This is a genomic window from Pseudomonas sp. MF4836 (assembly GCF_002018875.1).
In the GTDB taxonomy this organism is placed as follows: Bacteria; Pseudomonadota; Gammaproteobacteria; order Pseudomonadales; family Pseudomonadaceae; genus Aquipseudomonas.
Genome location: NZ_MVOL01000015.1, coordinates 17,900 through 30,954, shown reverse-complemented (window position 1 = coordinate 30,954; position 13,055 = coordinate 17,900). Strand labels below are relative to the sequence as shown.

At 65.6% G+C, this 13,055-nt stretch carries 10 protein-coding genes; 2 read left to right on the top strand and 8 right to left on the bottom strand.

Annotation, left to right across the window (positions count from 1 at the left end; translation table 11 throughout):
* Positions 1 to 36 precede the first annotated feature (36 nt).
* The 8 genes from MF4836_RS28330 to MF4836_RS28295 all read right to left on the bottom strand — a co-directional run bounded on the left by MF4836_RS28330 (position 37) and on the right by MF4836_RS28295 (position 10,349).
* Positions 37 to 2,505 (bottom strand): TonB-dependent receptor plug domain-containing protein, encoded by a 2,469-nt coding sequence (locus MF4836_RS28330; RefSeq protein ID WP_078473137.1) that lies wholly within the window; start codon positions 2,503 to 2,505, stop codon positions 37 to 39.
* A 25-nt stretch (positions 2,506 to 2,530) separates the two neighbouring features.
* On the bottom strand, positions 2,531 to 3,028 hold the full coding sequence (locus MF4836_RS28325; RefSeq protein ID WP_078473136.1) for a RidA family protein: 498 nt from the start codon (positions 3,026 to 3,028) through the stop codon (positions 2,531 to 2,533).
* A 90-nt stretch (positions 3,029 to 3,118) separates the two neighbouring features.
* The gene (locus MF4836_RS28320; protein ID WP_078473135.1) at positions 3,119 to 4,696 is read right to left on the bottom strand and encodes a flavin monoamine oxidase family protein; all 1,578 of its coding nucleotides are present in this window, start codon (positions 4,694 to 4,696) and stop codon (positions 3,119 to 3,121) included.
* A gap of 228 nt (positions 4,697 to 4,924) precedes the next feature.
* Positions 4,925 to 6,118 carry a dipeptidase gene (locus MF4836_RS28315; protein ID WP_078473134.1) on the bottom strand — a complete coding sequence of 398 codons (1,194 nt, stop codon included), beginning with the start codon at positions 6,116 to 6,118 and terminating at the stop codon, positions 4,925 to 4,927.
* A 184-nt stretch (positions 6,119 to 6,302) separates the two neighbouring features.
* Entirely contained in the window at positions 6,303 to 7,271 is a 969-nt protein-coding gene (locus MF4836_RS28310) for an ABC transporter substrate-binding protein (protein ID WP_020297460.1), read from the bottom strand.
* Positions 7,272 to 7,281: 10 nt separating this feature from the next.
* Entirely contained in the window at positions 7,282 to 8,091 is an 810-nt protein-coding gene (locus MF4836_RS28305) for a class II aldolase/adducin family protein (protein ID WP_078473133.1), read from the bottom strand.
* Positions 8,092 to 8,196: 105 nt separating this feature from the next.
* Complete coding sequence (locus MF4836_RS28300; protein WP_078473132.1) at positions 8,197 to 9,135, bottom strand: D-isomer specific 2-hydroxyacid dehydrogenase family protein; 939 nt, start codon at positions 9,133 to 9,135, stop codon at positions 8,197 to 8,199.
* Positions 9,132 to 10,349, bottom strand: a complete 1,218-nt coding sequence (locus MF4836_RS28295) for an acyl-CoA dehydrogenase family protein (RefSeq protein WP_078473131.1) — start codon at positions 10,347 to 10,349, stop codon at positions 9,132 to 9,134. The genes MF4836_RS28300 and MF4836_RS28295 overlap by 4 nt, the downstream gene beginning before the upstream one ends.
* A 415-nt stretch (positions 10,350 to 10,764) precedes the next feature.
* On the opposite strand from MF4836_RS28295, the gene MF4836_RS28290 reads away from it, so the two are divergent.
* Together MF4836_RS28290 and MF4836_RS28285 are read left to right on the top strand one after the other, a co-directional pair.
* Positions 10,765 to 11,394 (top strand): cysteine dioxygenase, encoded by a 630-nt coding sequence (locus MF4836_RS28290; protein WP_078473130.1) that lies wholly within the window; start codon positions 10,765 to 10,767, stop codon positions 11,392 to 11,394.
* Entirely contained in the window at positions 11,391 to 12,974 is a 1,584-nt protein-coding gene (locus MF4836_RS28285) for a rhodanese-related sulfurtransferase (protein WP_078473129.1), read from the top strand. The genes MF4836_RS28290 and MF4836_RS28285 overlap by 4 nt, the downstream gene beginning before the upstream one ends.
* Positions 12,975 to 13,055 lie beyond the last annotated feature (81 nt).

The following is a 13,055-nucleotide window of genomic DNA, read 5'->3' as shown; positions in this document are numbered from 1 at the left end:
CAACGCAGCACGCACACCCCACTGCATACCCACCCCTTAAAACGCCAGGCTGACGCGGCTGTAGTAATAACCACCGCCCAGCCCATACGGCGAAAACATCCCGTACTCATAGGTCCCGGCCCACGCCTTGAGGCCGATCTTGTCCGGGTACTCGTCGAACAGGTTGTTGGCGCCCAGGGCCACGGTGAGGTTCTTGGTCACGTCGTAGGCCACATCGATATCGGTGATCCACTTGGCGCTGTAGGTACGGTCGTTGGCCGGAATGTTCGAGCCTTCGGTGTACTCGCCAAAACGCGTCAATTGCAGGTTGGTGGTCCAGTCGCCGACCTTGTAGTTGGTCGACAGGATCCACTTGTCCTTGGGCGTGGACTTGGTCAGGTCGATCTGCTGCTGGCGGTCGAACAGCACATAGTTCGAACCCAGCCGCGCCAGGGCCGCCGGGGTGTCGGCCAGATCACGGATGGTGGTCTTGTTGTGGTTGTAGGCAACACTCCACTTCGCCGTGCCGTATTCACCGAACGACTGGCTGTAGTCGGCCACCAGGTCCACGCCCTTGGTGCGGGTGTCGGCGGCATTGGTGTAGTACTGCCCGGCCAGGTTCGGCGACAGGCCGTTTTCCACCAGGATCTGCGAGACCTGGGTGCCTTGCAGCAGGCCGGTCTGGAGAATCCGCTTGTCGATGTCGATCAGGTAGAAGTCGGCGGTCAGGCGCAGGCGCTCGGCCGGTTCGGCGGTAAAGCCCAGGCTGTAGTTGCGCGAGGTTTCCGGCTCCAGGTCGCGGGCACCCAGGGCCACGGCTTCCGCCGAGTTGGGGCGCATCTGCTTGGTACGTACCGAGGTGGTGGTGCCGCCCGCGCCGAACTGGGTCACGGTGCTGGTGGTGGAGAACACGCTCTGGGCCAGGGACGGCGCGCGGAAGCCGTTGCTCACCGCCGCCCGCACCGCATACCCGGGGATGAACTCATACCGGGTGGTGAGCTTGCCACTGGTGGTGTCGCCGACCCCGAGGTTGTACTTCTCGTAGCGCCCGGCCGCGCCGACGTACCAGTTGGGGGTGATGTTGAGGCCAAAATCGACATAGGCCGCTTCGCTGTGACGCTCCAGGCTGTAGGCATCCTCCGGGGTGGTGCCATTGACCGAGAACAGCCCCGGGTCCGGGCGTACCCCGGCGAACGGGCCGACATTGGGCACGTAGCTGCCGTAGTTGTAGGAGTTGGGTTCACCGCTTTCGAGGGCGTATTTCTCCCTCCGGTATTCCAGGCCGAAGGAGGTTTCCAGCGGGCTGCTCCAGCCGATGTCCAGGGCCCGGGAGAAGTCCAGGTTGTTGGTCCACTGGTCGAACACCAGGTTGCCGAGGTGGAAGTCGTGCTGGCCGTAGGGGCCGTTGGAAATGTTCAGGTTGTTGGCGGTGTCCAGCACGCCGCGGTCCTTGCCGTAGGTGCTCGACAGGTCCCAGTCCCAGCCGCCGGCCAGGCCCTTGGCGCCGCCGGCAACCTGGAAGTCGGTCTCGTGGATCTCGCGCCGCGCCTGGCCGCCATTGGGGTATGGCGCGTTCGGCACGCCGGCCAGGCTGGTGATGTCGGTGGGCTTGCGGTGGCCCAGGTCCTTGTTGCTGTTGCGGTAGCTCAGGGTCGAGAACGAATACAGCTTGAGGTCGTCCTGCAACGGCAGTTCGGCGTTGTAGGCGACGCTGGTGGTGCGGTCGCGGCCCAGGCCGTACTCGGTGCCCCAGCCCTGGCGATTGCTTTCACGGGGGTCGGGGGAACCATCGGCCTGGTTGAAATACAGCTGGCCGGTGGCGGCGCTGGAGCGCTCGTAGGGTTCCTGGATCTTGGCGTCCCACGACAGGTTGAAGAAGCCCCCGTTCTCCCCCAGCTTGTTGCCCCAGTTGAAGGCTTCATGGCCGGTGGTGCCGTCGCCGTCGTAGTACTGGCCCAGGCTGGTGTCGGAAGTCAGGCCCTCGGCATTGCGCTTGAGGATGATGTTGATCACCCCGGCAATCGCGTCCGAACCGTATTGCGCCGCCGCGCCGTCGCGCAGCACTTCGATGCGCTCGATGGCGGCGGTGGGAATCAGGTCCAGGTCCACCGGCACCGAAGCGTTGCCGACCCGCGCGCCGTTGTTGATCAGGGCCGAGTTGTGCCGGCGCTTGCCGTTGATCAGCACCAGTACCTGGTCGCCGCCCAGGCCGCGCATGCTGACGCCGCGCACCAGGAACGCCGTGCCGCCGCCGTTGATGGTCGGCACGTTGAACGACGGCAGCAGCCGCGCGAGCATTTCCTTGAGGCCGTTCTGGCCGATGGTGCGCAGTTGTTCGCTGTCGATCACATCGATCGGCGCCGGGCTGTCGGTGACGGTGCGCTGCTGGCTGCCGCGAACCCCGGTGACCACTACGGTGCCGAGGGTTTCATCGGCAGCCAGGACGTTGGGCGGCAAGGTCAGGCCGAGCAGGCCAAAGCTGAGCGGCGCCACGCCGACGAGGGTTTTGTGCAAGTTGGAACGCATGGCTGAAGATCCTTTTGAGCGGCGCTTAGTGCGACCTGGCGGCAACGGTTTCGACTTCGATCAAGGCCCCGGGCAATACCAGCCCGGCTACCTGCACCGTGGTTCGCGCCGGTTTCAGCGGCTGTTTTTCAGTGCCGAAGAACTCGCGAAAGGCCCGTTGCAGGCCATCGAAATCCAGCTTGCCGCCCAGGGCCGGGTCGCCCACCAGGTAGATCCGCAGTTGCACCACATCGCCCAGCTTCAGGCCCTTGCCGGCCAGGATCGACTCGACCTTGTGCAGCACTTCGCGGGTCTGGGTTTCGGTATTGCCGGCGGCGCGGATCTGCTCCTTGCCGGCCTTGGGGTCGACCGGGTCCGGCAGCAGGCCGGAGAGGTAGGTCACTTCGGTGCCGGCGGGCAAGGTCACCGATTGCAGGATCGGCGAATTCGGATAGGTCGACGGCACACGCTCGATGGACGCGGCCCAACTGCTGCTCGCGGCAAAAACGATCCCCAACCCCAACAAGGCTTTTTTAAAAGGCATGACAGACGCTCCAAGGTTATTTAATGCCAGCCTCGGAGGTCCGCTACCTGGCAAATCAGTGACTGCTGTTTTGATGAAAGCGCGGCTTTTTCAGGCCGTTTGCTTGAGTGGCGAGCTTTGCGCCCGCTCGAATAAATGGCGCACTACGCGCCGCGCTGCGCCGGCAGCGGCTTCCTGCCAGATGCCGACGCCGCTGTGAGCCAGGCCGTCGCTGGTCAGGTAGACCCGGCCCTGGGCCTGGTTCAGCAACTGGTAATCGGGCTCGGCCACGGCGTGGTTGATCCAGGGCCCGAGGTTGTAGGGGATCTTGCTCCAGGCAATCGCCAGGGGCTTGCGCAGTTCATGGCTGTGGCCGGGGTGCAGCAGCTCAACGGCCTGGCGTGAAATCTCGATCTGCTCGGCCAGGCTTCGTTCGCCGAATCTGCGCGCGGTTTCGCCATTGTTGTAAGCCGCCACCAGCACCCCTTCGGCCTGGTTGAAGCCACCGCTGGGGTACCACAGGCCGGAGGCTTCCTGATTGATAAAGGACAGGCCGCCGTAGATCTGGTAGTCGCTTTCCCAGAAGCGCCGCGACTGCCAGGCCACCTTGTTCGCGTAGCCGAACTGCACCTGGGCGATGGCCTGGCGCACCGGGGTGCTGAGGTTGTTTTCGACCTTGGCCAGCAATGGCAGCGGCAGGGAACTGATCACGTAGTCGGCGCGCAGGCTCTGCTGGCGGCCGCTGCGCTTGTCCAGATACGCCACTTCGACACCCTCGGCCTGGTTGTGGATGCCAAGCACTTCGGCGCCCAGGCGCAATTGGCCCTGCAACTGTCGGGCAAAGGCTTCGGGGATGCGGTCCATGCCACCCACCGGCTGGAACATGGTGGGCGAGAATTCGGGGTATTCGTCGATCATCAGCGCGGTGGTCAGCGCCGGATTGAGCAGGGTCTGCAACGGCAGCGGGTCATTCTTCTGCGCCAACTGGTCACCGGCACCGGGCCAGACCTTATAGCCGGAACGGGCCGAACCCAGGTATTCGAGCTTGTCGGAGAGGTCGCCCCAGGTCTTGAGAAAGCTCAGCAGATTGCTGCGATCGGCGGGGCTGAGTTCCTGATCCAGCGCATTGCGATTGACCGCCTTGGCCAGCAGCTCGGAGAAGTGCCCACGGCTGTCATTGACCGCCTGGCGAATCTGCAGCGCCGGCTGGTTCAGGTCCGGCCGAACCAGGGCGTTGCGGCTGGTGTTGACCAGCACTTCCAGCTCCACCCCCAGTTCGCGGCAATAGCCGAGCATCAATTGGTGGTGGCTGGGCAGGCGCCCGGGGCCGGCATTGAGGTAGAAGCCATCGGCGAAATCCGCCACCTGCACGCTGCCATCGGTGTACTCGACCCGATCGCCGCGACGTACCGTCCAGTTGCGCCCGCCTACCCGCTCCCGGGCTTCGAGCAGGGTCACCTTGAACCCGGCTTTCTTCAACTCGTAGGCGCTGACCAGGCCCCCGATACCGGCGCCGATCACCACCACGCTGGCACCGTGGCCGACACTGGCCGTCGGCAGCGCGGCGTAGTTCTCTTCAGCAGCCTGCGCCCCGTCGCTCACCCCGAGCATGCCCATCACCGCACTGGCGGCCTGCAAGCCACCGACGGCGGCCACTCGGGCGATCAATTGTCTTCTGGTCAACGGCATGCAAGGGCTCCCTGCCTGGCGGATGGATAGTGCATTCGGTTATAGCCCAGCGCTACGATCAGTCACTTGGGTCTATGGGAAGCCATCCTAGGGGGAGCACTTTAATAAGAGAAATACATTTTAAGCATATGCAAATATTACTTTGTTTCATATTTACCCGAGCGGATTGTGCGCCGCGTGCATAGAGCCGGGCTGACCCGCGAGTCACCCTCGCCAGCGGGCATTTGCCTAGCGCGTAGCCCTGCCCTGGGCCGCCGTCAAAACCCGCAACAGGTTGCCGCCCCAGATATTGACCAGGTCCTGCTCGCCGTACCCCGCCGCCAACAGGCGCTCGGTGATCCGCGGCAGTTGGGTGACGTCCGCCAGGCCCTCGACCCCACCGCCACCGTCCCAGTCGGCGCCGATGCCGACATGCTCGGGGCCTACCACTTGCAGGATGTGCAGCAGGTGCTGCATGTAGTCGTCCAGGCTGGCCTGGGGTTGCGGGTAGCGCGCCTCGACCTCACGGATACGCGCGGCGAGGTCGGCGACCTGCTCCGGGCTCATGCTTGCCGCCAGGCGAAACTCGCGGTACAGCGGCCCCAGGGCCTTGTCGCGCTCGGGGCTGGGCGGGCGCTGGATCAGGTCACTGCCGAAACTGTTGACCTGCACCACCCCGCCTTTGGCCGCCAGCTCTCGCAGGCGTCGGTCATCGAGGTTGCGCGGGTGGGGGGTAATCGCCCGACTGCTGGAGTGGGAAGCGATGATCGGCGCTGTGGACAGCGCCAGCACCTGATCGAACACCTGATCCGAAGCATGGGACACATCCAGCAGGATCCCCAGGCGGTTAGCCTCGGCCACCAGCTCGCGCCCTGCCGGACTGAGGCCGCGCCATTGCGGCAGGGCCGTGGCCGAGTCGGCGAAATCGTTATTGGCCGAATGCACCAGGCCGAGCATGCGCAGGCCCAGCCGCTGGTAGGTCTGCAAGCGCTGGGGGTCGGCGGCCAGGGGCTCGGCGTTTTCCATGCTGATAAACACCACCCGCTGCCCACGGGCGACGATCGCCGGAACGTCTTCGGCGCGCAGGGCCAGGGCGAACTCCGCCGGGTGTGCGGCGATCAGGTCGCGGATCCGCGTGATTACCGCCAGCCCGTGCTCGCTGGCCAGGGTCCGGCCTTCGGCAGTCAGCGGGCCCTGGGGCGTGAAGACCGCCCAGAAGCCGCCGTCCAGGCCACCTTCGCGCATCCGGGGCAGGTCGACCTGGGACAAATCGGCCGCGAAACTGTGGCGCTGAGTGATGTCCCAACCCGGGCGCGCGAGTTGCATCGGGGTGTCGAGGTGGCTGTCGAGGACGGTCAGGCGTTGGTGCAGTTGCAGCGGGGTTTCAGCGGCCAGGGCCAGGGGGCTGGCCAGCGCGAGCACTAAAAGAGAGTGGGCAAACATCGAGGCCTCCGTGGCCTTGGGGGAATGGATAGACGTACTCCCATAGCCGCTGCCGAGCCTGCGCTGGCCCTCTCAAGCGCCGGAATATGCAGGACAGATACGCGGCGTTATGGATGGACAGCGCAGCCTCGCAGGCTCGGCAGCGGCTACAGGTCATTGGCACGCGGCTACCGGTGGCGAGGGTTCAGCTCCAGCGGAAGCTGCGGTCCCACAGGCCGGAGACGTCCAGCGCCTGGGGCAGGACGCCGGCTTCGAAAAACAGGTCGGCCACGTCCTGCTGCGATTTGACCGCCGCGTCGTCCACCGGCTGCAAAATCCGTGGCCCGCTCTGGGCCCGGTACTGGGCCAGGAACACTTCACGCGGCATGCCGAGGATCTTCGCGCTCTTGCTCGCCCACTCCTCCGGGTGGCTGGCAATCCATTGCCAGGCGCGGTACTCGCGCAGGATGTAATCGGTGATCGCCGCGTGCTTGAGCGGGTCGGCGATGCTCGCCTGGTTCGCCGCAATCACGTAGTTGCCGGACAGATAACCCTGCCCGGTCTTGAGCACCCGGGCCTCGGCGCGCAACTCGGCGAGCTGGATGAAATAGCCAAAGCTGACCCAGGCATCCAGCGCGCCATGTTGCAGCGCGGCAAAGCCGTCCTGGGGAGTCAGGGCCAGGGGGATGATGTCGTCGAAACCCAGGCCCTGTTCCTTCAGGGCCTTGAGCAGGAAGTAGTGCGAGCTGGTGGAGCGGATATAGCCGATGCGCTTGCCCTTGAGCTCGGCCACCGACTGCACCGTCGACCCCTTGGGCACCAGGAACGCCTGGTTGTTGACGTCTCCAGTGAGCACCGCGATCAACTTGACCGGGGCGTGGTTCTTGATGCCGAAGATCGGCGGGATCTCACTCATCGGCGAGATATCCAGCGTGCCGCTGACCAGTGCCTCGAAGCTCAGGTTGCCACCCGTGAATTCGGCGTACTTGACCTTGTACGGCGGGGTTTCGATGCCGGCCTCGGGAAAAAAGGTCGGCGCCGCGCCCTTGTAGGTGGCCACGTTCAGGGTCACGCCACTGAGGTCTGGGGCCGCCAGGCTCAAGCGCGGCATGCCGCCGGCGACACTGGCCAGGCCGGCCAGGGCCGAGAGTTGGAGAAAACGACGACGCTGCATGGGCACATCCTTAATCGAGAAAGTCCGGCTCATCACGCAAGATCCGCGCGTGATAAGGCTGAAAACTGAACCAGCCACCGAATTCGGTGCCGACCTGGCGTGCGGTGTGGCGCGCCACGTCAGGGGGGATCGGCCGCGGCGTACCGGCAGCCTCGGCCAACAGCTGGGTCTGGGCGGCGTTGTCCATGGCGATAAAACGCCAGGCCGCGGCCTCCACGGTCTGGCCCACGGTCAGCAGGCCATGGTTTTGCAGGATCAAGGCCGGGTGCTGGCCCAGGGTCTGGGCAATACGCGCGCCTTCGCTGCTGCCGAGCACCACGCCGGAAAACTGGTCGAACAACGCGTGCTTTTCATAAAAGGCGCAGGCGTCCTGGGTCAGCGGATCCAGCAGGCGCCCCAGGCTCGACCAGGCCTTGCCGTACAGCGAATGGGCGTGGGCCGCGGCCACCACTTCCGGGCGCGCTTCGTGCAGCGCCGCATGGATGGCAAAGGCCGCCAGGTTCAGCGCGCCCTCGCCTTCGACAATTTCGCCCAGGGGGTTGACCAGCAGCAGGTCCGACACCCGTATATGCCCGAAATACACCCCCACCGGGTTGACCCAGAAATGATCCGGCCGCCCCGGGTCGCGCACGGTGATATGCCCCGCGCCCCCCATGTCGAAACCGTGCCGGGCAAACACCCGGAACGCCGCCGCCAGGCTTTGCTTGCGCTGCACCCGCTCCAGCTCGACCGTCGCCTGCTGCGGCGGCTGCTCCCAACGCAACACCGTGTGCCCCTGGCGCGGCAAGTCATACACCGCCGGGCGCTTATATGCCGTCATGCCCGCTCTCCCCCTGCAAAAAATTCCACGCCCCTCATAGCCGCTGACGAGCCTCGCCAAGCTGCGCGGGCCCAGTTGGCCGCTGGAGATCCGCAACTGCCCAGTTCAATACCCACGCCCCACCTCCACCCGATTCTCCAGCTCCAGCCCCTGGTCAAAACGCTGGATATTGCGCACCAGCAACTGCGCGATATTCAGATAGACCTGTGGCGAATTGGCTGAGGTATGGGGCGACAGGCGCACCCGCGGATGGCGATAAAAGGCATGCCCGGCCGGCAACGGCTCAGGGTCGGCGACGTCCAGGCTGGCAAGCGCGACTGCCCCCGAATCCAGGGCCGCCAGCAACGGCGCCTGCTGGATCAACGCCCCGCGCGCAATATTGATCAGGTGCAAACCCGGCTTGGCCGAGGCCAGGACCCGGGCATCGATGATGTGCCGCGTCTGCGGAGTCAGCGGCACCGCCAGCACCAGGTGATCGGCCCGGGCGAACAGCGCCTGCAAATCAGCCACCGCCTGCACCCCCGGCACCTCGAACGGCCGCGTCGATTGACGCAGGGCCAGCACCTGCATGCCCAGCGCCTGGGCCTTGGGTGCCAGGCTCTGGGCGATGCTGCCAAAGCCGAACAGACCCAGGGTGCTGCCCGCCACCGCCGCCAGCGGACGTTGCTGCCAGTGCTCGGCAGCCTCGATCCACACCTGGGGCAATTGCTTGGCTGCTGCGAAAATCGCGGCCAGGGCAAACTCGGCGATGGTCTCGGCGGTGCTGCCCCGGGCGCTGGCCACTGGCAGGCTGTCGAACAGCCAGCGGGGAAAATAATCCAGGCCCGAGGTCACCAGTTGCACAAACTGCAAGCCGAAGGGCCAGCCCGCTGGCGGCTCCACGGCATCGCGAAAATCGCCATGGGGTGCTGCCAGCAAGACCCGCACATCCGCCGGCAACGCCTGGGGCAGCCCCCGGGGCAACTCCAGCACCTCGACATCCGGCAGCAGCACCCGCAGGCGGGCATTGAAGGCCGTGTCCAGCTGGCTGGCGATACGGGTCATGCCTGGGCTCCCCGGGCGGGCAAGGCAAACGCGGCACGCCCGGCGGCGCTGAGGATCGCGTCGTTCTGCGGGGTATGAATCCGACTGCAGAGCACGTCGCGGTAATGGCGCTCAATCGGATTGCCCCGGGCCAACCCCGGATTGCCAATGGCTTCAATACCCAGTTCGACGGCGCTAATGGCGTTGCTGGTGACCAGGTACTTGATCTGGGTCGCCTCACCCGGGGCGATCCGCCCTTCGGCGGCGGCATCCAGCAGCACCCGGTTGTTCAATAGCAGGGCGTCGATGCGTCCGATCAACTCCTGAAAACGTGGCAGGCTCGCCAACGGCGCGCCGAGGTTGGCCGGTGTGCGCTCGGCGAGCCAGGTCACCAGCCAGTCGCGCGCGGCGCGGGCCACCCCGTCATAGATCGACGACAGCAGCACTGCCAGCCACAGCACCCCATTGCTGTCGAGCTCGGACGGGCGCGGCACTTTGGCCGGCTGGATATCCACCGCCTGCTCCAGGGGCACGAACACCTCATCGAAAATCACGTCGTGGCTGCCGGTGGCGCGCATGCCCAGGTGATCCCAGGTTTCTTCGACGCTGATCCCCGGGGTCTCGCGGTGCACCAGCCAGGTGCCCACTTGCGGCTCGGCGTCGTCGCTGCGGGCCCAGACCGAGAGCCAGGTCAGGCCGGGGATCCCGGTGGAATAAATCTTGCGCCCGCTGATGCGCCAGCCGCCTTCAACGCGGCGCGCCAGGGTCCCGGGCAAGCCGCCACGGGCCGGGGTGCCCAGGTCCGGCTCGACCCGCAGGGCATTGATCAGCGCCCCCGACTCCACGGCCTCCCGCGCCACACGCTGGCGCAGGTGCAGGGGCCAGGCCTGGTTGTGTTGCAGGCGGGTGTGTTGCAGGTATTGCATCACCAGCACCAGGGCAGTGGACGGCTCGCCCCGGGCCACGGCGCTGATGACCCGCCGTGCCTGGGCCAGACTGGCCTCGCTGCCGCCCAACTGGCGCGGCACGGTCAGGGCCAGCAAGCCATGTTCATGCAGGCGCTGCAGGTTGGCATGGGGAAACTCGCTGTTCCGGTCGTAGTGCGCGGCACTGGCGGCAAACTCGCTGGACAGGTTTTGCAGCAGTTCGGCGAATTCAGGCGAGTCGAGGCCGGCGTGGGATAACGCCACCTGCGGCCCCGCCGGCGGGCGCTGGGCCACGGTAGAAAGGCTCATGGGTGGCTCCTGCGCGACCGCTGCCGATGCACGGAACCTGGCAGGAATGCGGACAAGACGGAGTAATGGGGGGCTTGCGCGGGCATCTCGACTTCCCTTTTTCGACGCGTTGAGCCCCATGCTAACTACATAAAAAACCCTCGTGAAATTCGTTTTGGTTCTAACTTAATATACAAAAAATGCATTTATCCTAATTTTAGATATGCAATAAGCGGATGAATCAACCGGCGCTTGCAGGCCATGAGCCGGCGTTGCGCGGCACGGCGCCCTGGGGTTCCGGCAGAACCTTGAAAATCATCTATATTCATTCTTTTTTAGCATAATAAATCACTGGAAAAATACCCAAAAAGAATAATACCTTCTAGCGCACAGCGATCGTTCGCCTCGAACTTTCCAGCTTCCCCGGAGGGAGCCCATGCCCCACAACGCATTAACCGCCCAACCCGCCCCGGCCAACCTGGGACGCCTGCGGCTGTTCGTCCAGCAACTGGCGCAACTGCTTGAACAGCAGCCTCCCGAGGCACAGATCCTGGACCACGGCGCACGCCTGCTGCGCGAGCTGGTCAGCCATGACGATTGGCTGCCCGAGGCCTTCGCCCAGCCGGACCCCGAGCGCTACCAGCAGTTCCTGTTGCACGCCGATGCGCTGCAGCGTTTTTCCATCGTCAGTTTTGTCTGGGGCCCGGGGCAGCGCACGCCGATTCACGATCACCGAGTCTGGGGGCTGATCGGCATGCTGCGCGGTGCCGAGTACTCCCAGGGCTTCGCGCGCCAGGCCGATGGCCGCCTGCAAGCGGCGGGCGAAGCACTGCGCCTGGAACCCGGGCAGGTGGAAGCGGTGTCGCCGCAGATCGGCGATATCCATCAGGTGGCCAATGCCTATGCCGACCAGGTGTCCATCAGCATCCACGTCTACGGGGCCAATATCGGCGCGGTCAAACGGGCGGTGTATGGCCTGGACGGCACTGAAAAACCCTTTATCTCCGGCTACTCCAACAGCCTTTTGCCAAACTTCTGGGACCTGTCGAAGGAGCCCCCGCAATGACCAATTTCCCCACCCGCAGCCACGCCCAGATCCGCCAGGCCCTGCTCGACCGCCAGGAACTGGCGCTGCTCGACGTCCGTGAAGAAGCCCCCTTCGCCGAAGCCCACCCGTTGTTCGCGGCCAATATCCCGCTGTCGAAACTGGAGCTGGAGGCGTACGCGCGCATCCCGCGCAGCAACACGCCGATCACCGTCTACGACCAGGGTGAAGGCCTGGCGCAGCTGGCCGCGCAACGCCTGCGAGCCCTGGGTTACCACGATGTGGCGCTGCTCGAAGGCGGCCTCGACGGCTGGCACGCGGCGGGCGGCGAGCTGTTCAAGGACGTCAATGTGCCGAGCAAATCCTTCGGCGAACTGGTGGATGCGCAGCGCCACACGCCGTCGCTGGCGGCCGAGGAAGTCCAGGCCCTGCTCGACGCCAAGGCCGACCTGGTGGTGCTCGATGCACGGCGTTTCGACGAGTACCAGACCATGAGCATCCCCGGCAGCACCAGCGTCCCCGGTGCCGAATTGCTGCTGCGGGTGCGCGAACTGGCGCCCGACCCGCAGACCCAAGTCATCGTCAATTGCGCCGGGCGCACCCGCAGCATCATCGGCACCCAATCCCTGGTCAACGGCGGCATCCCCAACCCGGTGGCGGCCCTGCGCAACGGCACCATCGGCTGGACCCTGGCCGGGCAGCGCCTGGAACACGGGCAGCAGCGCCGCTTCAAGGCCGCCACCCCGGGCAACCAGGCCCTGGCGCAACAGTCGGCACGGGCCGTGGCCGACCAGGCCGAGGTGGCGCGCATCGACCGTACCCAGTTGCACCAGTGGCAAGCCGACGGCCAGCGCACCACCTACCTGTTCGATGTGCGCACCCCGGAGGAGTTTGCCGATGGCCATTTACCCGGCGCCCGCTCCACCCCTGGCGGCCAGCTGGTACAGGAGACCGACCACGTCGCCAGCGTGCGCGGCGCGCGGCTGGTGCTGGTGGATGACGACGGCGTGCGCGCCAACATGAGCGCTTCGTGGCTGGCGCAAATGGGTTGGCAGGTGGCGGTGCTTGATGGCCTGCAAGCGGCCGACTTCAGTGAAACCGGAGCCTGGCAGGCCCCCTTGCCCGCCGTGCCCGTGGCCGAGGAAATCAGCCCGCAGACCCTGGCCCAGTGGCTGGAAACGCCCGGGACCCTGGTGCTCGATTTCACCGCCAGCGCCAACTACGTGCAGCGCCACATTCCCGGGGCCTGGTGGACCCTGCGCAGCCAACTGGCCGAGTCCCTGGCCGGCATCGATGCACCGCAGCGCTTTGTCCTGACCTGTGGCAGCAGCCTGTTGGCGCGTTTTGTGGTGCCTGAACTGCAAGCCCTGACCCGGCGTCCGGTATTTGTGCTCAAGGGCGGCACCACGGCCTGGATCGCCGCCGGCCTGCCCGTGGAAGAAAGCCGCCAGCATCTGGCCGCGCCACGCATCGACCGCTATCGCCGGCCCTACGAGGGCACCGACAACCCACGCGAAGCCATGCAGGGTTACCTAGATTGGGAATACGGACTGGTGGCGCAATTGGGGCGTGATGCGACCCATGGCTTTTTTGTGATCTGAGACAAACGCTGTGTCCAGCCGGTCGCTTGACCGGCTGTTCAGCGCGCCTCCCCGAGCCGCCTGCCCATGGCTCGATGCCCT

What these genes read in the sequence shown, in the direction of transcription:
- MF4836_RS28310 (WP_020297460.1), bottom strand. Translation starts at nt 7,271, where the DNA reads ATGCAGCGTCGTCGTTTTCTCCAACTCTCGGCCCTGGCCGGCCTGGCC.
- MF4836_RS28330 (WP_078473137.1), bottom strand. Translation starts at nt 2,505, where the DNA reads ATGCGTTCCAACTTGCACAAAACCCTCGTCGGCGTGGCGCCGCTCAGC.
- MF4836_RS28290 (WP_078473130.1), top strand. Translation starts at nt 10,765, where the DNA reads ATGCCCCACAACGCATTAACCGCCCAACCCGCCCCGGCCAACCTGGGA.
- MF4836_RS28285 (WP_078473129.1), top strand. Translation starts at nt 11,391, where the DNA reads ATGACCAATTTCCCCACCCGCAGCCACGCCCAGATCCGCCAGGCCCTG.
- MF4836_RS28305 (WP_078473133.1), bottom strand. Translation starts at nt 8,091, where the DNA reads ATGACGGCATATAAGCGCCCGGCGGTGTATGACTTGCCGCGCCAGGGG.
- MF4836_RS28320 (WP_078473135.1), bottom strand. Translation starts at nt 4,696, where the DNA reads ATGCCGTTGACCAGAAGACAATTGATCGCCCGAGTGGCCGCCGTCGGT.
- MF4836_RS28295 (WP_078473131.1), bottom strand. Translation starts at nt 10,349, where the DNA reads ATGAGCCTTTCTACCGTGGCCCAGCGCCCGCCGGCGGGGCCGCAGGTG.
- MF4836_RS28315 (WP_078473134.1), bottom strand. Translation starts at nt 6,118, where the DNA reads ATGTTTGCCCACTCTCTTTTAGTGCTCGCGCTGGCCAGCCCCCTGGCC.
- MF4836_RS28300 (WP_078473132.1), bottom strand. Translation starts at nt 9,135, where the DNA reads ATGACCCGTATCGCCAGCCAGCTGGACACGGCCTTCAATGCCCGCCTG.
- MF4836_RS28325 (WP_078473136.1), bottom strand. Translation starts at nt 3,028, where the DNA reads ATGCCTTTTAAAAAAGCCTTGTTGGGGTTGGGGATCGTTTTTGCCGCG.